Origin of the sequence: Salmonella sp. 32010601201800023SM, from assembly GCF_017572235.1 — a bacterium.
GTDB lineage: Bacteria > Pseudomonadota > Gammaproteobacteria > Enterobacterales > Enterobacteriaceae > Salmonella > Salmonella enterica.
The window spans coordinates 337,342-359,380 of record NZ_JAGEQS010000004.1 but is presented as its reverse complement, the minus strand read 5'-3'; the positions used below and the strand labels follow the sequence as shown (position 1 = coordinate 359,380).

General features: G+C 55.8%; 15 protein-coding genes. All 15 read left to right on the top strand.

What is annotated here, in order from left to right; genetic code table 11:
- Positions 1 to 184: 184 nt before the first annotated feature.
- The 15 genes from J4617_RS14950 to J4617_RS14880 all read left to right on the top strand — a co-directional run bounded on the left by J4617_RS14950 (position 185) and on the right by J4617_RS14880 (position 21,733).
- On the top strand, positions 185 to 5,119 hold the full coding sequence (locus tag J4617_RS14950; RefSeq protein ID WP_017466007.1) for an alpha-2-macroglobulin: 4,935 nt from the start codon (positions 185 to 187) through the stop codon (positions 5,117 to 5,119).
- The gene (pbpC, locus tag J4617_RS14945) at positions 5,120 to 7,435 is read left to right on the top strand and encodes a peptidoglycan glycosyltransferase PbpC (protein ID WP_017466006.1); all 2,316 of its coding nucleotides are present in this window, start codon (positions 5,120 to 5,122) and stop codon (positions 7,433 to 7,435) included.
- Positions 7,436 to 7,590: 155 nt separating this feature from the next.
- Complete coding sequence (locus J4617_RS14940) at positions 7,591 to 9,969, top strand: DMSO/selenate family reductase complex A subunit (RefSeq protein ID WP_023198693.1); 2,379 nt, start codon at positions 7,591 to 7,593, stop codon at positions 9,967 to 9,969.
- The gene (locus J4617_RS14935) at positions 9,966 to 10,595 is read left to right on the top strand and encodes a DMSO/selenate family reductase complex B subunit (protein WP_017466004.1); all 630 of its coding nucleotides are present in this window, start codon (positions 9,966 to 9,968) and stop codon (positions 10,593 to 10,595) included. The genes J4617_RS14940 and J4617_RS14935 overlap by 4 nt, the downstream gene beginning before the upstream one ends.
- Entirely contained in the window at positions 10,588 to 11,397 is an 810-nt protein-coding gene (locus tag J4617_RS14930) for a dimethyl sulfoxide reductase anchor subunit family protein (protein WP_001748975.1), read from the top strand. The genes J4617_RS14935 and J4617_RS14930 overlap by 8 nt, the downstream gene beginning before the upstream one ends.
- Positions 11,397 to 12,260 carry a 4Fe-4S binding protein gene (locus J4617_RS14925; RefSeq protein WP_017466003.1) on the top strand — a complete coding sequence of 288 codons (864 nt, stop codon included), beginning with the start codon at positions 11,397 to 11,399 and terminating at the stop codon, positions 12,258 to 12,260. The genes J4617_RS14930 and J4617_RS14925 overlap by 1 nt, the downstream gene beginning before the upstream one ends.
- A gap of 120 nt (positions 12,261 to 12,380) precedes the next feature.
- On the top strand, positions 12,381 to 12,812 hold the full coding sequence (gene ndk, locus J4617_RS14920) for a nucleoside-diphosphate kinase (protein ID WP_000963846.1): 432 nt from the start codon (positions 12,381 to 12,383) through the stop codon (positions 12,810 to 12,812).
- A 206-nt stretch (positions 12,813 to 13,018) separates the two neighbouring features.
- A complete protein-coding gene (locus J4617_RS14915) occupies positions 13,019 to 14,185 on the top strand; it encodes a bifunctional tRNA (adenosine(37)-C2)-methyltransferase TrmG/ribosomal RNA large subunit methyltransferase RlmN (RefSeq protein WP_000003206.1) in 1,167 nt (388 codons plus the stop codon).
- A gap of 291 nt (positions 14,186 to 14,476) precedes the next feature.
- A complete protein-coding gene (gene rodZ / locus J4617_RS14910; RefSeq protein ID WP_001090890.1) occupies positions 14,477 to 15,481 on the top strand; it encodes a cytoskeleton protein RodZ in 1,005 nt (334 codons plus the stop codon).
- 26 nt (positions 15,482 to 15,507) lie between these two features.
- A complete protein-coding gene (gene ispG / locus J4617_RS14905) occupies positions 15,508 to 16,626 on the top strand; it encodes a flavodoxin-dependent (E)-4-hydroxy-3-methylbut-2-enyl-diphosphate synthase (protein WP_000551804.1) in 1,119 nt (372 codons plus the stop codon).
- A 110-nt stretch (positions 16,627 to 16,736) separates the two neighbouring features.
- The gene (hisS, locus tag J4617_RS14900; RefSeq protein ID WP_001107141.1) at positions 16,737 to 18,011 is read left to right on the top strand and encodes a histidine--tRNA ligase; all 1,275 of its coding nucleotides are present in this window, start codon (positions 16,737 to 16,739) and stop codon (positions 18,009 to 18,011) included.
- A gap of 13 nt (positions 18,012 to 18,024) precedes the next feature.
- Positions 18,025 to 18,645: a YfgM family protein gene (locus tag J4617_RS14895; protein WP_000409190.1), complete on the top strand. Its 621-nt coding sequence runs from the start codon at positions 18,025 to 18,027 to the stop codon at positions 18,643 to 18,645.
- Positions 18,646 to 18,655: 10 nt separating this feature from the next.
- Positions 18,656 to 19,834, top strand: a complete 1,179-nt coding sequence (gene bamB, locus J4617_RS14890) for an outer membrane protein assembly factor BamB (RefSeq protein WP_001177072.1) — start codon at positions 18,656 to 18,658, stop codon at positions 19,832 to 19,834.
- 116 nt (positions 19,835 to 19,950) lie between these two features.
- The gene (gene der, locus J4617_RS14885; RefSeq protein WP_000249411.1) at positions 19,951 to 21,423 is read left to right on the top strand and encodes a ribosome biogenesis GTPase Der; all 1,473 of its coding nucleotides are present in this window, start codon (positions 19,951 to 19,953) and stop codon (positions 21,421 to 21,423) included.
- Between the two features lie 88 nt (positions 21,424 to 21,511).
- Positions 21,512 to 21,733 carry a zinc ribbon domain-containing protein gene (locus J4617_RS14880; RefSeq protein ID WP_017466002.1) on the top strand — a complete coding sequence of 74 codons (222 nt, stop codon included), beginning with the start codon at positions 21,512 to 21,514 and terminating at the stop codon, positions 21,731 to 21,733.
- Positions 21,734 to 22,039 lie beyond the last annotated feature (306 nt).

The following is a 22,039-nucleotide window of genomic DNA, read 5'->3' as shown; positions in this document are numbered from 1 at the left end:
ATGGTCAAATTGTCGGACGTTTCCCGAAAAGGGACAAGTAGAAGAGGCTGTTTTGGCTGGCGAAACCACATTTCTGCGTAAAATTTTCGCATCATCACAGTAATACGGACTTACACAATAAAATTTCTCGCGCATAATATCTCATCAACCGTTGCTGACAGGCCGTTAAGGCCAGGGATGAAAGATGAAACATTTACGCGTGGTGGCCTGCATGATCATGCTGGCGCTGGCGGGATGCGATAACAACGATAAAACTGCCCCGACGACTAAAAGCGAAGCGCCAGCCGTAGCGCAGCCCTCGCCCGCGCAAGACCCGGCACAGCTACAAAAGCTGGCGCAGCAAAGCCAGGGCAAAGCGCTCACGCTATTAGACGCCTCCGAAGCGCAGCTCGACGGCGCGGCGACGCTGGTGCTGACGTTTTCAATTCCTTTAGATCCTGAACAGGATTTCTCCCGTGTGGTTCACGTGGTTGATAAGAAAAGCGGCAGCGTTGACGGCGCATGGGAGCTGGCGCCAAATTTAAAAGAGCTAAGGTTACGTCATCTGGAACCTGAACGCGTGCTGGTGGTCACGGTTGATCCCGCCGTTAAAGCGCTGAATAACGCCACCTTCGGCAAGTCTTATGAAAAAACGATTACCACGCGTGATGTCCAGCCCAGCGTCGGATTTGCCAGCCGGGGATCGCTGCTACCGGGGAAAATCGCGGAAGGACTGCCGGTCATGGCGCTTAACGTCAACCACGTTGATGTGAACTTTTTCCGCGTTAAGCCCGGATCGCTGGCGTCATTTGTCAGCCAGTGGGAGTACCGTAGTTCTCTCTCTAACTGGGAGTCCGACAATCTGCTGAAAATGGCGGATCTGGTTTATACCGGTCGTTTTGATCTTAATCCGGCGCGCAATACGCGTGAGAAACTGCTGCTGCCATTAAGCGATATTAAGCCGCTGCAACAGGCGGGCGTATATGTGGCGGTAATGAATCAGGCTGGACACTACAACTATAGTAATGCCGCTACGTTGTTTACCCTTAGCGATATCGGCGTGTCCGCGCACCGTTACCATAATCGGCTGGATATCTTTACGCAAAGCCTGGAAAACGGCGCGGCGCAGTCGGGAATTGAGATCGTTCTTCTGAATGATAAAGGGCAGACGCTGGCGCAGGCGACGAGCGACGCGCAGGGGCATGTGCAACTGGAGGCTGATAAAGCGGCGGCGCTATTACTGGCGCGTAAAGAGGGGCAGACCACGCTGCTCGATCTCACGCTTCCGGCTCTGGATCTGTCGGAATTTAATGTCGCTGGCGCGCCCGGCTACAGCAAGCAGTTCTTTATGTTCGGCCCACGCGATCTCTACCGACCGGGCGAAACGGTTATCCTCAACGGATTACTGCGCGATAGCGACGGTAAAACGCTGCCCGATCAACCCGTTAAGCTGGAAGTGGTAAAACCAGACGGACAGGTGATGCGTACCGTTGTCAGCCAGCCGGAAAACGGGCTATACCGTTTGAATTATCCGCTGGATATCAACGCGCCGACCGGCTTGTGGCATGTCCGCGCCAACACCGGCGATAATTTGCTGCGGAGTTGGGATTTCCATGTGGAAGACTTTATGCCGGAGCGGATGGCGCTCAACCTGACGGCGCAAAAAACACCTCTGGCGCCTGCGGATGAGGTGAAATTCTCCGTTGTCGGCTATTACTTGTATGGCGCGCCTGCTAACGGCAATACCCTGCAAGGGCAACTTTTCCTGCGTCCGCTGCGCGACGCTGTCGCGGCATTGCCTGGCTTCCAGTTCGGCAATATTGCTGAAGAGAATCTTTCGCGCAGCCTGGACGAAGTTCAACTGACGTTGGATAAAGGCGGACGTGGTGAAGTGAGTGCTGCCAGCCAGTGGCAAGAAGCGCATTCGCCGCTGCAGGTAATTCTACAGGCCAGCCTGCTGGAGTCTGGCGGTCGTCCGGTCACTCGTCGCGTAGAGCAGCCGATTTGGCCTGCCGATACGTTACCGGGAATTCGTCCACAGTTCACCGCCAAAGCGGTATACGACTACCGTACGGATACCACCGTTAATCAACCGATTGTCGACGAAGACAGCAACGCCGCATTCGATATTGTTTACGCCAACGCGCAGGGCGAGAAAAAAGCGGTGTCCGGTTTACAGGTGCGGCTCATCCGCGAGCGTCGCGACTATTACTGGAACTGGTCGGAAAGCGAAGGCTGGCAGTCGCAGTTTGATCAAAAAGATCTGGTGGAGGGTGAGCAGACGCTGGATCTGAACGCGGATGAAACCGGAAAAGTCAGCTTCCCGGTGGAATGGGGCGCGTACCGTCTGGAGGTCAAAGCGCCGAATGAGATGGTCAGCAGCGTTCGTTTCTGGGCCGGCTATAGCTGGCAGGATAACAGCGACGGTAGCGGCGCGGCGCGTCCGGATCGCGTCACCCTCAAACTGGATAAAGCGAATTATCGTCCAGGCGACACCATGAAATTGCATATCGCCGCGCCGGTCGCCGGTAAAGGTTATGCGATGGTGGAATCCAGCGACGGTCCGCTGTGGTGGCAGGCGATCGACGTGCCGGCGCAGGGGCTGGAGCTCACGATTCCGGTGGATAAAACCTGGAATCGCCACGATCTCTATCTCAGTACGCTGGTGGTGCGTCCCGGTGATAAATCTCGTTCCGCGACGCCAAAACGTGCCGTGGGGTTACTACACCTACCGCTGGGGGATGAAAATCGCCGCCTCGATCTGGCGCTGGAAAGCCCGGCTAAAATGCGCCCGAATCAGCCGCTCACCGTCAGGGTGAAAGCCAGCGTTAAACACGGCGAAATGCCAAAACAGATCAACGTGCTGGTCTCCGCGGTCGATAGCGGCGTATTGAATATCACCGATTACGCGACGCCGGACCCGTGGCAGGCGTTCTTCGGTCAAAAACGCTACGGTGCGGATATCTACGATATTTACGGCCAGGTCATTGAAGGGCAGGGGCGGCTGGCGGCGTTGCGTTTTGGCGGCGATGGCGACGACCTTAAGCGCGGCGGAAAACCGCCGGTAAACCATGTCAATATCATCGCGCAGCAGGCGCAGCCGATCACGCTCAATGAGCAGGGCGAAGGGGTCGTAACGCTGCCGATTGGCGACTTTAACGGCGAACTGCGGGTTATGGCGCAGGCATGGACAGCGGACGATTTTGGTCGCGGCGAAAGCAAAGTCGTTGTCGCCGCGCCAGTGATTGCCGAGCTGAATATGCCGCGTTTTCTGGCGGGAGGGGATGTTTCGCGACTGGTGCTGGACGTCACCAATCTGACCGACCGTCCGCAGACGCTGAATATTGCGCTCGCCGCCAGTGGGTTACTGGAACTGCTTAGCCAGCAGCCGCAACCGGTCAACCTGGCGCCGGGCGTGCGCACTACCTTATTCGTTCCGGTACGCGCGCTGGAAGGTTTTGGCGAAGGCGAAATCCAGGCGACCATTAGCGGTCTGAATCTGCCGGGAGAAACCCTCGACGCGCAGCATAAGCAGTGGCAAATCGGCGTGCGTCCGGCCTGGCCTGCCCAAACGGTAAATAGCGGCATTGCGCTGGCGCCGGGAGAGAGCTGGCATGTACCAGAGCAGCATCTGGCAAACCTCTCGCCAGCCACGTTACAGGGACAACTGCTGTTAAGCGGAAAACCGCCGCTCAATCTGGCGCGCTACATTCGCGAGCTGAAAGCATATCCGTACGGGTGCCTGGAACAAACCACCAGCGGGTTATTCCCGGCGCTGTATACCAATGCCGCTCAATTGCAGTCGCTCGGTATTACCGGCGATAGCGATGAAAAACGGCGCGCCGCGGTGGATATCGGCATCTCCCGCATACTACAGATGCAGCGTGATAACGGCGGTTTTGCGCTATGGGATGAAAATGGGGCGGAAGAGCCCTGGCTAACGGCCTACGCGATGGATTTCCTCATTCGCGCGGGCGAGCAGGGATATAGCGTCCCGCCGGAGGCCATTAACCGGGGCAATGAGCGACTGCTGCGCTATCTGCAGGATCCCGGCACGATGCTGATTCGTTATAGCGATAATACCCAGGCCAGTACTTTTGCCGCTCAGGCTTACGCCTCGCTGGTACTGGCGCGTCAGCAGAAAGCGCCGCTCGGCGCGCTGCGCGAAATCTGGGAGCGTCGTAGTCAGGCGGCTTCAGGACTGCCGCTGATGCAATTGGGCATCGCGTTAAAAACGATGGGTGATGCCAGACGCGGCGAAGAGGCCATTACGCTGGCTCTGAATACGCCGCGTCAGGACGAACGGCAATGGATAGCGGATTACGGCAGTTCTCTGCGCGATAACGCTCTGATGTTGTCGCTACTGGAAGAGAACAACCTCAGACCGGACGCGCAAAACGCGCTATTAAGCTCGCTTTCTGAGCAGGCCTTCGGTCAGCGCTGGCTCTCTACCCAGGAGAACAGTGCCTTGTTCCTCGCCGCGCATTCGCGACAGGCCAGCGCGGGCGCCTGGCAGGCGCAGACCTCGTTAGAGGCGCAGCCGCTGTCGGGCGACAAGGCGTTGACCCGTAATCTGGGTGCTGACCAGCTGGCCGCCCTTGAGGTGACGAACACCGGTAGCCAGCCGCTATGGCTGCGTCTGGATAGCAGCGGCTATCCCTCATCTGCGCCTGAGCCTGCCAGCAACGTTTTGCAGATTGAACGACAAATACTGGGGACCGATGGTCAGCGCAAATCGCTGTCCTCGTTGCGTAGCGGCGAACTGGTGCTGGTCTGGTTAACGGTAGTGGCCGATCGCAATGTGCCGGATGCGCTGGTGGTGGACCTGCTCCCGGCCGGGCTGGAGCTGGAAAACCAGAATCTGGCTGACAGCAGCGCCAGCCTGCCGGAAAGCGGTAGCGAAGTGCAAAATCTGCTTAATCAGATGCAGCAGGCGGATATTCAGTATATGGAATTCCGCGACGATCGATTTGTGGCTGCCGTCGTCGTCAATGAGGGCCAGCCCGTGACGCTGGTCTACCTGGCGCGCGCGGTAACGCCGGGGACGTACCAGCTTGCGCAACCGCAGGTGGAATCGATGTACGTGCCTCAGTGGCGGGCAACCGGCGCGAGCGAGGGGCTGCTGATAGTGACGCCTTAAATGAACGGTTGGCGTGGTAAACGTGGCCGCTGGCTGTGGCTGGCGGGCGCGCCGCTTTTTATTTTCCTGGCGTTATGGGCGGCGGATAAACTCTGGCCGCTGCCGCTCAATGAGGTCCATCCTGCGCGGGTCGTGGTAGCCCATGACGGTACGCCGCTGTGGCGCTTTGCCGACGCCGGGGGGATCTGGCGTTATCCGGTGACGATTGAAGAGGTCTCTCCCCGCTACCTGGAGGCCTTAATCAATTACGAAGATCGCTGGTTCTGGCGGCACCCTGGCGTTAACCCTTTCTCCGTCGCGCGCGCGGCATGGCAGGATCTTACCGCCGGGCGCGTTATTTCCGGCGGCAGTACGCTGACTATGCAGGTGGCGAGACTGCTGGACCCGCATTCGCGCACGTTCGGCGGTAAAATCCGCCAGCTTTGGCGCGCCCTCCAGCTTGAATGGCATTTGTCCAAGCGCGATATCCTGACGCTGTACCTGAACCGCGCGCCGTTCGGCGGCACGCTACAGGGTATTGGCGCTGCAAGCTGGGCCTACTTCGGCAAGCCGCCCGCGCGCCTGAGCTACGCTGACGCGGCGCTGCTGGCCGTATTGCCGCAGGCGCCGAGCCGGTTACGCCCCGACCGCTGGCCTGCGAGAGCCGAAGCGGCACGAAATAAAGTGCTGGATCGGATGGCGGCGCAGGGCGTCTGGCCTGCCGAAACGGTACGCGAGTCGCGTGAAGAGCCGGTCTGGCTGGCGCCGCGTCAAATGCCGCAACTGGCGCCGCTTTTTGCCCGAATGATGTTGAGTAAAAGCCGGAGCGACAAAATTGTGACCACGCTGGACGCCGGGTTGCAGCGGCAACTGGAAGATCTGGCGCGGGCATGGAAAGGGCGGCTGCCTGCACGCAGTTCATTGGCGATGATCGTCGTCGATCATACCGATATGAGCGTGCGCGGCTGGGTAGGATCGGTAGACCTTAATGACGACAGCCGTTTTGGTCATGTCGACATGGTAACGGCGATCCGATCGCCGGGATCGGTACTCAAACCCTTTGTGTACGGTCTGGCGCTGGATGACGGCTTGATCCATCCCGCATCATTATTACAGGACGTTCCGCGCCGCACCGGAGATTACCGCCCGGGAAACTTCGACAGCGGATTTCACGGCCCGGTCAGCATGAGCGACGCGCTGGTACGCTCGCTGAATCTGCCTGCCGTTCAGGTGCTTGAAGCCTATGGGCCGAAACGATTTGCGGCAAAACTGCGTAACGTCGGCCTGCCGCTATATTTGCCTGCTGGCGCGGCGCCCAATCTTTCGCTGATTCTGGGCGGCGCGGGCGCGCGGCTTGACGAGATGGCGGCGGCATACAGCGCGTTCGCTCGTCATGGGAAAGCGGCGAAACTACGGTTACAGCCGGACGATCCGCTGTCGGAAAGACCATTAATGTCGCCGGGAGCGGCGTGGATCATTCGACGGATTATGGCGGATGAAGCGCAACCCTTGCCGGATAACGCGCTGCCGCGCATTGTGCCGTTGGCGTGGAAAACCGGCACCAGCTACGGCTATCGCGATGCGTGGGCTATTGGCGTTAACGCGCGCTATATCATCGGCATCTGGACAGGCAGACCCGACGGCACGCCTGTGGTGGGGCAATTTGGTTTTGCCAGCGCGGTGCCATTGCTTAACCAGGTCAATAATCTGTTACTGGCGCATACGGGACGCCTGCCGGAAGATCCGCGTCCGCAGACGGTAAGCCGCGGCGTCATTTGCTGGCCGGGCGGACAGACTCTGCCTGCCGGAGACAGCAACTGTCGCCGCCGACTGGCGACATGGCTTCTCGATGACAGCCAGCCGCCCACGCTGCTGTTACCTGAGCAGGAAGACATCAACGGTATTCGTTTCCCGGTCTGGCTGGATGATACGGGGCGGCGTGTCGCTGCCGACTGTCCGCAGGCGCGTGCGCATACGTTTATCGTCTGGCCGCGGCCGCTGGAGCCGTGGCTGCCGCCTGCGGAAAGACGTAGCGCCCGCTTGCCCGCGGCGTCCGACCACTGTCCGCCGCTACAGGGCAATGATGCCGCGCCGTTAATGCTGTCAGGAGTGAGGGATGGCGCGGTGATCAGGCAATTGCCAGGCCAGGAAAACGTTACGCTGCCCGTCTCGACTACCGGCGGTAAAGGGCGTCGCTGGTGGTTTTTAAATGGCGAACCTGTTAATGGCGAAAATAATCGCTTTTCTTTATTACTCAATATCGCTGGACGTTATCAACTTGTCGTAATGGATGAGTCCGGTCAGGTTGCAGCGGTTAATTTTGAATTAATACGTTAACAACTCTTCAGAATAAATTATGAATTTCATTTAATTTAAAGTTAATGAGAATTATTAATTTTTCCGGAATTACCCTTAATGAGGGAGCTTGATAAATATCAAGAGAACCAGCGCATAAAAACGTGAGAATGGGTTTTTATTTGACGAGTCGGATCATGAAAAATATAAAAAGCCAGGGAAATGGCGAACAGCCCGCTATTTCTCGCCGCCACTTTATCCAGGCCAGCTCCGCGCTTATTGCGTTACCGTTTGTCTCCTCGCCAGCTACCGCTCAGGCGCGCGCTGTGACGGCAACTGAAAACAGGCCTGCGGAAAAAGTCGTTCAGACATGCAGCACTTTTGACTGCGGGGGCAAATGCGATATTCGGGCGCATGTTAGTGACGGTATCGTGACGCGAATTTCAACGCGACCGGATAATGCGCTGGATGCGCAAATGCCGGTGATGCGTGCCTGTGTTCGTGGACGCGCATACCGTAAATTTGTTTATCATCCTGACAGACTTAAATATCCCATGAAGCGCGTAGGAAAACGCGGTGAAGGAAAATTCGAGCGAATTTCCTGGGATGAAGCGACAACCTTAATCGCCGATAATTTAAAATCGATTACTGAAAAATATGGCCCGGCTTCGCGCTATGTTCATGTTGGTACCGCCGTTTCCGGCGGCACCTTTTCCGGCGATAAAATGGCGCGTCGCCTGTTGAATCTGACCGGCGGCTATCTCGAAAGCTACCATTCGGTGAGTATGGGCAACACGGCGGCCGCGACGCCTTATACTTACGGCATTGCCGCCAGCGGCAGTTCGCTGGATACGCTTTTGGAGACCAAACTGGTGATTCTGTGGGGCCATAACCCGACGGAGACCATTTTTGGTCATACCAACTATTTCTTGCAGAAGATGAAGCAGAACGGTACGCGGTTTATCGTGGTCGATCCGCGCTATTCCGACACCGTTTCGTCGCTGGCGGATCAGTGGATCCCGCTACTGCCCACTACCGACAATGCGCTGATGGACGCGATGATGTACGTCATCATCAGCGAGAATCTGCACGATCGCGCATTTATTGCGCGCTACGCTATCGGTTTTGACGAAGACTCAATGCCGGAAGGCGTACCGGCTAACGAATCGCTGGTGGCGTATCTGACTGGCGTCAAAGACGGTGTCGTTAAGTCCCCCGAGTGGGCAGAAAAGATCACCCATGTGCCGGCGCAAACCATTCGCCAGTTAGCGCGTGATTACGCAAATACCAAACCTGCCGCGTTGATTCAGGGGTGGGGGCCACAGCGCCACAACTGCGGCGAGCGCACCGCGCGCGGCTCGACCCTGCTGGCAACCATTACCGGTAATGTCGGCATCAAAGGCGGTTGGGCTGCGGGTTACGGCGGCTGCGCTAACCGTAAATTCGCCGCGGGTCCGGAGATGCCGGATAACCCGGTAAAAGCCAAAATTTCGGTGATGAACTGGGTGCAGGCCGCAGACGACGCCAGCAAAGTGACGCCGGATATGGGGCTGAAAGATGCCGATAAGCTGGACAGTAACATCCGTATTCTGTTCTCGCTGGCCGGGAACTATCTGGCGAATCAGAACCCCGATCTGCACCAGGCGGTACGCGTACTGGAGGATGAATCAAAGATCCAGTTTATTGTCGCCAGCGATCTGTTTATGACGCCGAGCGCGAAATACGCTGATCTACTGCTGCCGGAAACCAGCTTTATGGAACGCTGGAACATCGGTGAAACCTGGGGCACGGCAAGCTACCTGATACTCTCTGAAAAACTGATCGAGCCTGAATTTGAGCGTCGCTCCGACTACGACTGGCTACGTGAGGTGGCGGCGAAATTAGGCATTGAGAATGAATTTAGCCAGGGGCGCGATGAGAAAGCGTGGATTGAACACATCTGGGAACAGACGCGCCTGGCGATGCCGGACGAAAATCTGCCGGATTTCGCCACGCTGCAAAAGACCCGTCAGCATCTGTTCAAAAGCGCGCCATTTATCGCCTTTGAAGACAATATTCGCGATCCGGAAAATCATCCGTTCCCGACGCCGTCAGGGAAAATAGAGATCTTCTCGAAGCGCCTGTACGACATGCAGCATCCGGAAATCCCGGCGTTATCGCACTACGTTCCCGCGCATGAAGGCCCGGAGGATGCGCTGGCGAAAGATTTTCCGCTCCAGTTAATTACGTGGAAAGGAAAAAACCGCGCCAACTCAACGCAATACGCTAACCCGTGGCTGATTGAAGTGCAGCAGCAGACATTGTGGATCAACCCGCAGGACGCGCAAACGCGCGGCATTGCGCATGGCGACATGGTGCGTATTCATAACTCACGCGGGATTTGCGAAATCCCGGCGGAAGTGACGCCGCGCATTATTCCCGGCGTTGTCGCGATGCAGGCCGGCGCCTGGTGGCAGCCGGATGAGAACGGTATTGATAAAGGCGGCTGTGCGAACGTCCTCAGCTCGGCCCGTATTACCGCCCTGGCGAAGGGGAATTCACATCAAACCATGCTGGTGGAGGTGGCTAAAGCATGAGTCAGTTTACACATTACCCGCCGGTGAGCGATAAACAACTGGGATTTTTCATCGACTCCTCACGCTGCTCCGGTTGTAAAGCCTGCCAGGTGGCCTGCAAAGACAAAAATAATCTGGAAGTAGGCCGTCGTTTCCGCCGCGTCTATGAAGTCAAGGGCGGAAGTTTCATCCCGACCGGGCAGGGCGGGGTCAGCAATAACGTATTTGCTTATACGCTTTCTATTTCCTGCAACCACTGTGAGGACCCTGTCTGCACCAAAAATTGCCCGACTACCGCTATGCATAAACGCCCGGGCGACGGCATTGTGCGCGTTGATACCGACAAATGCGTCGGCTGTGGCTATTGCGCCTGGTCCTGCCCTTATGGCGCGCCGCAGCTTAACGAGCAGACCGGCCAAATGTCCAAGTGCGACATGTGCGTTGATTTACTGGCGAAAGGTGAACCGCCCGTCTGTGTCGCGACCTGTCCGCTGGAGGCCATCAAGTTTGGCCCGATTGATGAACTGCGCGCGAAGTACGGTAGCGTATGCGACGTTAACGGGCTGCCAGATTCATCCATAACCAAACCTAATCTGGTTGTCAAAGCGCATCAGGGCGCAGAAAAAGAGGGTAAACGCCATGCATGAGTTACCGCTGCTGATTTTTACGCTCTGTTTGCAAGGGTCTGTGGGTGTGACTCTGTGGCTGGCGTTGGGCCGCCAGTACGCCGTAGAGGGACGGGTGCCTGCACACGGCGCGCTTCCCGCGATGGCGGGGGCGTTTGTACTGGCCTGCGTAGGGCTACTTGCTTCAGCGCTACACATGGGCTATCCCCTGAATGCGCTAAATGCGTTACGTCATGTCGCCAGTTCGTGGCTGAGTCGCGAAATCGTCTTTGCCAGCCTTTATCTGGCGGCGCTGGGGCTAGGGGTTGTGCTGCTGTTTTTCCGAAAGCCAGGCTGGCAGCCGCTGCTGGCGCTGGCGGCAGCGTTCGGGCTGGTGGATGTATTCTGCATGGCGCAGGTTTATATCCATGCCTCGGTGGCGACCTGGCAGCATAGCAACACGCTGGCGCTGTTCTTTGGCACGTCAGGCATTATCGGCTCGGTAGTCATTGCGCTGGCTTATCTGCGCAACGCTGGCGCCGCAATGCGCTGCGCTGTGGTGGTGGTCGCACTGATGGTGCTGATTCGCCTGATCATGCAGCCGCTATGGTTGGCGGATATTAATGCAGTGGATACGACGGTCGTCACTTTCCCGCATCATCCGCTACAGGCGCTGGCGCAGTTGCGCGACATCTATCTTCTCGGCTGGTGTGTCTCAGCGGCGGGAATGCTCTGCTTTGCCGCAGGCGGTCTGCGAAACGCCAGAGGGACTCTGGTGGCGGGCAGCGTATTGCTGCTTCTCGGCGAGATTATGCTGCGCTACGTCTTCTTTAGTATTGGCTGATGGTTAACCTGACGATCGATCCGGCGGTAGACGTGACGCAGGCCTGCGTCCGTCGTCGCTTTCGTTTTTCTTCCTGCCGCGCTTGCGCCGATGTTTGTCCGGCGCAGGCGTTTTCGCTGGCGCAGGGGCAGGTCAGCATAGATACGACACGCTGCATAGCCTGTGGCGACTGTCTGTTTGTCTGTCCTGTTGACGCCATTACCGGTATCAAACCGGTTAAACGCTTTGTGCAGGGGGATACGTTGGTGGGGCCGTTTTCGCTACAGGCGCCAACGGTCGATGAACTGCTTCTCTGGCACAGCCAGTACGGTATTCGCTTTATTGATATTGCGGTGGAGCGATCGGCGCAGTGGCTGATGGCGCTGGCGGGGCTAAATTTAGCGCTGCGCCGCTACGGCGAGCCGGGCTGGTCTTTCAAACACGTTGTCGGCGCGGAGATTAACGCCTCGCGGCGCACTCTGTTTCATGTTCCGCGCGACGCCATTACCCCGTGCGCCGTCGAGCCGGGGAAACGGCGTCTCAGACAGGCGTTTTCCGCGTTCAGCGAATGCGTACCCGAAATCAGTCCGCAAGAGTGCAGGATGTGCGGCGCCTGCTGGCGAAGCTGCCCGGAGAACGTTATCCAGTTTGACGACAATACCCTGACGATAGCGGCGGCGCGTTGTACGGGATGCGGCGGCTGTGCGGCGGTATGTCCGCATCAGGCGCTGCGGCTGCGGTTTGACGTGGAACCCGCCTTAACGCGGCATAGTGCGGCGTATACGCTCACCTGCGAAAGCTGCAAACGTACTTTCCATGCTCTCACGCCTGAACACACGCACTGCGTGCTGTGTCAGTCCCCTGAGTTTGCTGTGCGCCTTTAACTTTTGTTGCTAATGCTCATTTTATTTTAAAAAAATGTTACCTGCATCCATAGGCAATTGATGGGATGCTCTTTATAATCCGCGCCTGACATAACAACAGAACATATTTCAGAGGTAAACATGGCTATTGAACGGACTTTTTCCATCATTAAACCCAACGCGGTGGCAAAAAACGTTATTGGCAGCATCTTTGCGCGCTTTGAAGCTGCAGGGTTCAAAATTGTTGGCACTAAAATGCTGCACCTGACCGTTGAGCAGGCGCGCGGCTTCTATGCTGAGCACGACGGCAAACCGTTCTTTGACGGTCTGGTGGAGTTCATGACCTCTGGCCCTATCGTGGTATCCGTGCTGGAAAGTGAAAATGCGGTGCAGCGTCACCGCGATCTGCTTGGCGCCACCAATCCGGCGAACGCGTTGGCGGGTACGCTGCGCGCCGACTACGCTGATAGCTTAACTGAAAACGGCACCCACGGTTCGGATTCGCTGGAATCCGCGCAGCGCGAAATCGCCTTTTTCTTCGGTGAAGGCGAAGTGTGCCCGCGCACCCGTTAATCTCCTTCGTCTTTCACGCTGCAAATGCGTTGGCGATAAATTATCGGTTCAAATATTATTTTTGCTAATGCCGCGTGCAGACGTGGCATCCTTACGCCAGAATTTGTACAATGCAGCGCCCCCGGACGAGCAGTAAGCTTACCGGGGCGTTTCTTTTTTCAACCCTCCAGGGGCCATAACGTGTAATAACGAGGCCGGAATAGCATATGTCTGAACAAATTGTCACACCTGAAAGCAGTACCCCGGTAGTTCTTAACAACGAAACAAAAATCAACCTGCTGGATCTCAACCGTCAGCAGATGCGCGAGTTTTTTAAAAACTTAGGTGAAAAGCCTTTCCGCGCCGATCAGGTGATGAAATGGATGTATCACTATTGCTGCGATAATTTTGATGAGATGACCGACATCAACAAAGTGTTGCGCGGCAAATTAAAAGAGGTCGCGGAAATCCGCGCGCCGGAGGTCGTTGAAGAGCAGCGTTCCTCAGACGGCACCATTAAGTGGGCGATTGCTGTCGGCGATCAGCGCGTTGAAACGGTCTACATCCCGGAGGATGACCGCGCTACGCTGTGTGTCTCTTCACAGGTAGGATGCGCGCTGGAGTGCAAGTTTTGTTCAACTGCGCAGCAGGGCTTTAACCGCAACCTGCGCGTATCGGAAATTATCGGTCAGGTCTGGCGTGCGGCGAAAATCGTCGGCGCGGCCAAAGTCACCGGCCAGCGTCCGATCACCAACGTGGTCATGATGGGGATGGGCGAGCCATTGCTTAACCTGACCAATGTCGTACCGGCGATGGAAATTATGCTCGATGACTTTGGTTTCGGCCTGTCCAAACGTCGTGTCACGCTCTCAACGTCAGGCGTGGTGCCTGCGCTGGATAAACTGGGCGATATGATAGATGTCGCGCTGGCTATCTCCTTACATGCGCCGAATGACACTATTCGCGACGAAATCGTCCCGATCAACAAAAAATACAATATCGAAACGTTCCTGGGCGCGGTTCGCCGCTATCTGGAGAAATCCAACGCCAATCAGGGGCGCGTGACGATTGAATACGTAATGCTTGACCACGTTAACGACGGCACTGAACACGCGCATCAACTGGCGGAGCTACTAAAAGAGACGCCTTGTAAGATTAATCTGATTCCGTGGAACCCGTTCCCTGGCGCGCCGTATGGCCGCAGCTCTAACAGCCGTATCGATCGCTTTTCTAAAGTTTTGATGAGTTATGGTTTCACGACCATCGTACGCAAGACGCGTGGCGATGACATTGATGCGGCATGCGGACAGTTGGCAGGCGATGTGATTGACCGTACTAAACGTACCCTGCGTAAGCGTATGCAGGGAGAGGTGATTGACATCAAGGCTATTTGATAGCAGTTGTGCCACGGGGCATTCATTATACCGTGGCGCAATGTCAGTTGAATAATGTCTGGCGTTGTACTTGTCTGGTCAATAATAACGGTGCGTTTTTGTCGACTTTAAGGCAGTATGTAATGGTGCAACAAGAGTTTAGCCTTGTGTCTTAGCGGTTTTGTCATCTGCGGCCTGACAGGCTTATACTGTCTGACTAAGGTTAACTAACCTGATGTTTCGCGGTGTGGGCGGGCATTACGGCTCGTCGGCGCCTGAATCCTAATTTACACGTACCTGTAGCTGTAGCGAATGAATACTGAAGCCACGCACGACCAAAATGAAGCACAAACCACCGGCGTTCGTCTGCGCAATGCCCGTGAACAACTCGGACTCAGCCAGCAGGCTGTCGCTGAGCGACTTTGCCTGAAGGTTTCTACGGTACGCGATATTGAAGAAGATAAGGCGCCGTCCGATCTTGCTTCAACCTTCCTGCGCGGATATATCCGCTCATATGCGCGTCTGGTGCATGTTCCAGAAGAGGAACTGCTGCCGGGGCTGGAAAAGCAGGCCCCGCTGCGCGCCGCCAAAGTCGCCCCGATGCAGAGTTTCTCATTAGGAAAGCGTCGTAAAAAACGCGACGGCTGGTTAATGTCTTTTACCTGGCTGGTACTGTTTGTGGTCGTAGGGCTGACCGGCGCCTGGTGGTGGCAGAACCACAAGGCGCAGCAGGAAGAGATCACAACAATGGCCGATCAAAGCACGGCTGAACTGAACGCAGATAAAGACAGCGGCCAAAGCGTACCGCTGGACACCGGTGCCGCGACAAGCCAGGATACGACGCCAGCGCAAACGGCTCCGGCTCCTGCGACGCCGGTTGATTCGACGGCGGCGACGCAAACGCCAGCGCCAACGGCGGCGGCAACGCAAAATACGGTAGTCGCGCCTTCGCAGGCGAATGTCGATACGGCTGCGACATCTGCCGCGCCAGCGGCAACGGAAACGCCGTCCGCGCTGCCGACCAGTCAGGCTGGCGTAGCGGCGCCTGCTGCCGATCCGAACGCGCTGGTGATGAATTTTACCGCTGACTGCTGGCTCGAAGTCACTGACGCCACGGGTAAGAAGCTGTTTAGCGGTATGCAGCGTAAAGATGGTAATTTAAACCTAACCGGTCAGGCGCCTTATAAACTTAAAATTGGCGCGCCGGCCGCGGTGCAGATCCAGTATCAAGGAAAACCTGTCGATCTGAGCCGCTTTATCAGAACTAATCAGGTTGCGCGTCTGACCCTTAATGCCGAACCGACACCGGCGCAGTAACAGACGGGTAACGCGGGAGGTTTTTCATGCATAACCAGGCTCCGATTCAACGTAGAAAATCGACACGTATTTACGTTGGGAATGTGCCGATTGGCGATGGCGCCCCTATCGCCGTCCAGTCGATGACTAACACGCGTACCACTGACGTGGAAGCGACGGTTAATCAGATCAAAGCGCTGGAGCGCGTTGGCGCAGATATTGTTCGTGTTTCTGTACCGACAATGGACGCCGCCGAAGCGTTCAAGCTTATCAAACAGCAGGTTAACGTCCCGCTGGTTGCCGATATTCACTTCGACTACCGCATTGCGCTGAAAGTAGCGGAATACGGCGTTGACTGCTTGCGTATCAACCCCGGCAATATCGGTAACGAAGAACGTATTCGTATGGTGGTGGACTGCGCGCGCGACAAAAACATCCCTATTCGTATCGGCGTAAACGCCGGATCGCTGGAAAAAGATCTGCAGGAAAAATACGGTGAGCCGACGCCGCAGGCGTTGCTGGAATCAGCCATGCGCCATGTCGATCATCTCGATCGTCTCAACTTTGATCAGTTCAAAGTGAGCGTAAAAGCGTCCGATGTATTCCTTGCCGTTGAGTCTTATCGTTTGTTGGCTAAACAGATCGATCAGCCGCTGCATCTGGGGATCACCGAAGCGGGCGGCGCGCGTAGCGGGGCGGTCAAGTCGGCGATCGGTTTAGGTCTGCTGTTATCGGAAGGCATCGGCGACACGCTGCGCGTATCGTTGGCCGCCGACCCGGTGGAAGAGATCAAAGTCGGTTTTGATATCCTGAAGTCGCTGCGCATTCGCGCGCGCGGCATCAATTTCATCGCCTGCCCGACCTGTTCTCGTCAGGAGTTCGACGTTATCGGCACGGTGAACGCGCTGGAGCAGCGTCTGGAAGATATCATCACCCCGATGGACGTCTCGATCATCGGTTGCGTAGTGAACGGGCCGGGCGAAGCGCTGGTATCGACGCTGGGCGTGACGGGCGGCAATAAGAAAAGCGGCCTGTATGAAGACGGCGTGCGTAAGGACAGACTCGATAACGACGATATGATCGCGCAGCTTGAATCCCGTATTCGCGCGAAAGCAAGTCAACTTGATGAAGCGCGTCGGATTGACGTGTTGCAGGTTGAAAAATAAGAACGTGATGGGAAGCGGCGCGCTTCCCGTGTATGATTGAACCCGCATGGCTCCCGGTTCGTTCGGGGAAGCGCTGAGGGTTCATTTTTATATTCAGAAAGAGAATAAACGTGGCAAAAAACATTCAAGCCATTCGCGGCATGAACGATTATCTGCCTGGCGAAACCGCCATCTGGCAGCGCATTGAAGGCACACTCAAAAACGTGCTCGGCAGCTACGGTTACAGTGAAATCCGCTTGCCGATTGTAGAGCAGACTCCGTTATTCAAACGCGCGATCGGTGAAGTTACTGACGTGGTTGAAAAAGAGATGTACACCTTTGAGGATCGCAACGGCGATAGCCTGACATTGCGCCCTGAAGGTACGGCGGGCTGTGTACGCGCCGGCATCGAACATGGTCTCCTGTACAATCAGGAACAGCGTTTGTGGTATATCGGGCCGATGTTCCGTCATGAGCGTCCGCAAAAAGGCCGCTACCGTCAGTTCCACCAGCTAGGTGCCGAAGTCTTTGGCTTACAAGGCCCGGATATCGACGCGGAACTGATTATGCTGACCGCACGCTGGTGGCGCGCGCTGGGCATCGCTGAACACGTTAGCCTGGAGCTGAACTCTATTGGTTCCTTAGAGGCGCGTGCGAACTATCGCGATGCGCTGGTCGCGTTCCTCGAACAGCATCAAGAGACGCTGGACGAAGACTGCAAACGCCGTATGTATACCAATCCGCTGCGCGTGCTGGATTCAAAAAATCCGGACGTGCAGGCGCTGCTCAACGACGCGCCCGCTCTCGGCGACTATCTCGATGACGATTCACGCGAGCACTTTGCCGGCCTGTGTAAATTGTTGGACGCGGCGGGGATTGCCTACACCGTCAACCAGCGTCTGGTACGCGGTCTGGATTACTACAACCGCACCGTATTTGAATGGGTAACAAACAGTCTGGGGTCACAGGGTACCGTCTGTGCGGGTGGTCGTTATGATGGTCTGGTGGAACAACTGGGCGGTCGCGCTACCCCGGCAGTGGGCTTTGCGATGGGCCTGGAACGACTTGTTTTGTTAGTTCAGGCAGTTAATCCGGAATTTATTGCCTCTCCTGTTGTCGATATATACCTGGTAGCTGCCGGCGCACAAACGCAGTCTGCGGCAATGACGCTGGCGGAGCGGCTGCGCGATGAAATGCCAGGCGTGAAGCTAATGACAAACCACGGCGGCGGCAACTTTAAGAAACAGTTTGCCCGCGCCGATAAGTGGGGCGCCCGTATTGCACTGGTTCTTGGCGAATCTGAAGTCGCCGATGGGACTGTTGTAGTGAAGGATTTGCGCTCCGGTGAGCAAACGGCAGTGGCGCAGGACAGCGTCGCCGCGCATTTGCGCACTTTATTGGGCTAAGGAGAAGGACAGCGTGGAAATTTACGAGAACGAACACGACCAGGTGGATGCGATTAAACGCTTCTTTGCCGAAAACGGCAAAGCGCTGGCTGTCGGAGTGATTTTAGGGGTTGGCGCGCTGGTTGGCTGGCGTTACTGGAGCAGCCATCAGACGGAGTCCGCGCGTGCTGCTTCTCTGGCGTATCAAAATGCGGTGACGGCGGTAAGCGCCGATAAGCCGGATAGCATTCCCGCCGCTGAAAAATTCGCGGCTGAGAATAAAAATACCTATGGTGCGCTGGCGTCTATGGAACTGGCGCAGCAGTTTGTGGATAAGAATGAACTTAAAAAAGCCGAAGCCCAGTTGCAGCAGGGGTTGGCGGCCACCAGCGATGAAAATCTCAAAGCGGTGATTAATCTGCGTCTCGCTCGCGTTCAGTTGCAGCTTAAGCAAGCCGACGCCGCGCTGAAAACTCTGGATGCCGTTAAAGGCGAAGGATGGACAGCCATTGTCGCTGATTTGCGCGGCGAAGCGTTGCTGAGTAAGGGTGATAAAAAAGGCGCGCGCAGCGCATGGGAAGCGGGCGTCAATAGCGATGCTTCTCCGGCGTTGAGCGAAATGATGCAGATGAAAATCAATAATTTGTCCATCTGAGAGGGACCCGATGCAATTGCGTAAATTACTTCTGCCAGGGTTGCTTTCCGTTACCCTGCTCAGCGGCTGTTCACTGTTTAGCGGCGAAGAAGATGTCGTCAAGATGTCTCCATTACCGCAGGTTGAAAACCAGTTTACCCCGACCACTGTCTGGAGCACCTCTGTCGGTAACGGAATTGGCGAATTTTATTCTAACCTTCATCCGGTAATGGCAGATAACGTGGTCTATGCAGCCGATCGCGCGGGCGTGGTAAAAGCGCTCAATGCGGATGATGGCAAAGAGATCTGGTCTGTGAATCTGGGCGAGAAAGACGGCTGGTTCTCTCGTTCGTCCGCGCTGTTGTCCGGCGGCGTCACTGTCGCGGGCGGTCACGTCTATATCGGCAGTGAAAAGGCCGAGGTTTATGCGCTGAATACCAGCGACGGCACCACAGCATGGCAGACGAAGGTCGCAGGCGAAGCGTTGTCTCGTCCGGTTGTCAGTGATGGAATTGTCCTTATCCATACCAGCAACGGTCAGTTGCAGGCGCTAAATCAGGCGGATGGCGCCATTAAATGGACGGTGAACCTGGATATGCCTTCGCTGTCGCTGCGCGGCGAATCTGCGCCGGCAACCGCGTTCGGCGCGGCTATCGTTGGTGGCGACAATGGCCGCGTCAGCGCCGTGTTGATGCAACAAGGCCAGATGATTTGGCAACAGCGTATCTCCCAGGCCACTGGCCCAACGGAAATTGACCGTCTGAGCGACGTTGATACCACGCCGGTTGTGGTAAACGGCGTCGTTTACGCGTTGGCGTATAATGGTAACTTAACGGCGCTGGATCTGCGCAGCGGTCAGATTATGTGGAAACGCGAGCTGGGTTCGGTCAATGACTTTATCGTCGACGGCGACCGTATCTACCTGGTCGATCAGAACGATCGCGTGCTGGCGCTGACCACTGACGGCGGCGTAACGCTGTGGACGCAAAGCGATCTGCTGCACCGTTTGCTGACCTCCCCGGTGCTGTATAATGGTGATTTAGTCGTCGGCGATAGCGAAGGTTATCTGCACTGGATTAATGTTGATGACGGGCGTTTTGTGGCCCAACAAAAAGTAGACAGTTCCGGTTTCCTGACCGAACCGACGGTGGCGGATGGTAAACTGCTCATCCAGGCCAAAGACGGTACGGTCTACGCGATTACGCGTTAATCGTCACGGTTGTGCGTTTTAAAAAACGGCTCCTGGTGTAGGGGCCGTTTTCCTGTTTTTAACAATGGCGCAAAATGCGCGCGTTGTCTGATGATTTTTTTAATGAGGCTTTAAACATGGTACCTGTGGTCGCGCTTGTCGGGCGCCCTAACGTCGGAAAATCCACGCTATTTAACCGTCTGACCCGCACCCGAGATGCGCTGGTTGCGGATTTCCCGGGTCTGACTCGTGACCGTAAGTACGGTCGTGCGGAGGTTGAAGGCCGCGAGTTTATCTGTATCGACACCGGCGGTATTGACGGCACCGAAGACGGCGTCGAAACGCGGATGGCGGAACAGTCGCTGCTGGCGATTGAAGAAGCGGATGTGGTGTTGTTCATGGTGGATGCGCGCGCTGGCCTGATGCCGGCGGATGAAGCGATTGCCAAACATCTGCGTTCCCGTGAAAAACCGACCTTCCTGGTGGCGAATAAAACGGATGGTCTCGATCCCGATCAGGCGGTTGTCGATTTTTACTCGCTGGGATTAGGCGAAATTTACCCTATCGCCGCCTCACATGGTCGCGGCGTATTGAGCCTGCTGGAACATGTGCTTCTGCCGTGGATGGATGATGTCGCGCCGCAGGAAGAGGTGGATGAAGACGCGGAATACTGGGCGCAGTTCGAGGCGGAACAAAATGGCGAAGAAGCGCCGGAAGATGATTTTGACCCGCAAAGCCTGCCGATAAAGCTGGCGATTGTTGGTCGCCCGAACGTAGGTAAGTCCACACTCACTAACCGTATTCTCGGCGAAGAGCGCGTGGTGGTATACGACATGCCGGGCACCACTCGCGACAGCATTTATATCCCGATGGAACGCGACGAACGGGAATATGTGCTGATTGACACGGCAGGGGTGCGTAAGCGCGGAAAAATCACCGATGCGGTAGAAAAGTTCTCGGTGATTAAAACGTTGCAGGCGATTGAAGACGCTAACGTCGTACTGTTGGTCATCGATGCGCGCGAGGGGATCTCTGACCAGGACTTGTCTCTGCTGGGCTTTATCCTCAATAGTGGGCGCTCACTCGTTATCGTAGTCAACAAATGGGATGGCCTGAGCCAGGAAGTCAAAGAGCAGGTGAAAGAGACGCTGGATTTCCGTCTGGGCTTTATTGATTTTGCCCGCGTTCATTTTATCTCTGCGCTACACGGCAGCGGTGTCGGCAACCTGTTTGAGTCCGTACGCGAGGCTTACGACAGTTCCACTCGCCGGGTGAGCACTGCGATGCTGACCCGTATCATGACGATGGCGGTGGAAGATCATCAGCCGCCGCTGGTGCGCGGTCGCCGTGTGAAACTGAAATATGCCCACGCTGGCGGCTATAACCCGCCGATTGTGGTTATTCACGGTAACCAGGTAAAAGATCTGCCAGACTCCTATAAGCGCTATCTGATGAACTACTTCCGCAAGTCGTTGGAAGTGATGGGGACGCCGATTCGCATTCAGTTTAAAGAAGGGGAGAACCCGTATGCGAACAAGCGTAACACACTGACGCCAACGCAAATGCGCAAACGTAAGCGTCTGATGAAGCATATCAAGAAAAGCAAGTAATGCTTTTTCAGTAATATTCCAGGCCTGATAAGCGCAGCGCTATCAGGCCTTTCAAGGAAAAGCGAGTCACGCGCCTGAGGAGAATGTTATGGAAATAATCTGCCCTGTTTGCCATCACGCGCTGGAGCGCAATGGCGATACAGCCCATTGCGAGACATGCGCTAAAGATTTCTCGTTACAGGCACTTTGTCCTGACTGCCGCCAGCCGTTACAGGTTTTGAAAGCCTGCGGCGCAGTGGACTATTTTTGCCAGAACGGTCATGGTTTAATTTCAAAAAAACGGGTTCATTTCGTCATTTCCGATCAATAAAACCGCTGTCGACGTTGCGCCGCAGAGCAGAGGCGCCGACGTCTTATCCGGCTAAGGGCAAAAGCGTTATTCGATACTCCCGTAATATCAGCATAGTATCCTGCCCGGCGGTTATTTTATTCTTTTTATTGATTCAACTATTTATAGGGAATATTATTCCCGAAAATTAATATTAGAAATAAATAACAGCTTTCTTTTTATTTATTATATCAATATTATAAATCTGTTTCATATTAAACTTTTCTTTTTAGGAATATATTTAGGCCTGTTAGTTATGATTCCATCTGAATCATCCATATAATATCT

Bases quoted from the DNA above. Each gene is read 5' to 3' on its own strand.
- J4617_RS14950 (WP_017466007.1), top strand. From the start codon at position 185: ATGAAACATTTACGCGTGGTGGCCTGCATGATCATGCTGGCGCTGGCG.
- pbpC (WP_017466006.1), top strand. From the start codon at position 5,120: ATGAACGGTTGGCGTGGTAAACGTGGCCGCTGGCTGTGGCTGGCGGGC.
- J4617_RS14940 (WP_023198693.1), top strand. From the start codon at position 7,591: ATGAAAAATATAAAAAGCCAGGGAAATGGCGAACAGCCCGCTATTTCT.
- J4617_RS14935 (WP_017466004.1), top strand. From the start codon at position 9,966: ATGAGTCAGTTTACACATTACCCGCCGGTGAGCGATAAACAACTGGGA.
- J4617_RS14930 (WP_001748975.1), top strand. From the start codon at position 10,588: ATGCATGAGTTACCGCTGCTGATTTTTACGCTCTGTTTGCAAGGGTCT.
- J4617_RS14925 (WP_017466003.1), top strand. From the start codon at position 11,397: ATGGTTAACCTGACGATCGATCCGGCGGTAGACGTGACGCAGGCCTGC.
- ndk (WP_000963846.1), top strand. From the start codon at position 12,381: ATGGCTATTGAACGGACTTTTTCCATCATTAAACCCAACGCGGTGGCA.
- J4617_RS14915 (WP_000003206.1), top strand. From the start codon at position 13,019: ATGTCTGAACAAATTGTCACACCTGAAAGCAGTACCCCGGTAGTTCTT.
- rodZ (WP_001090890.1), top strand. From the start codon at position 14,477: ATGAATACTGAAGCCACGCACGACCAAAATGAAGCACAAACCACCGGC.
- ispG (WP_000551804.1), top strand. From the start codon at position 15,508: ATGCATAACCAGGCTCCGATTCAACGTAGAAAATCGACACGTATTTAC.
- bamB (WP_001177072.1), top strand. From the start codon at position 18,656: ATGCAATTGCGTAAATTACTTCTGCCAGGGTTGCTTTCCGTTACCCTG.
- der (WP_000249411.1), top strand. From the start codon at position 19,951: ATGGTACCTGTGGTCGCGCTTGTCGGGCGCCCTAACGTCGGAAAATCC.
- J4617_RS14880 (WP_017466002.1), top strand. From the start codon at position 21,512: ATGGAAATAATCTGCCCTGTTTGCCATCACGCGCTGGAGCGCAATGGC.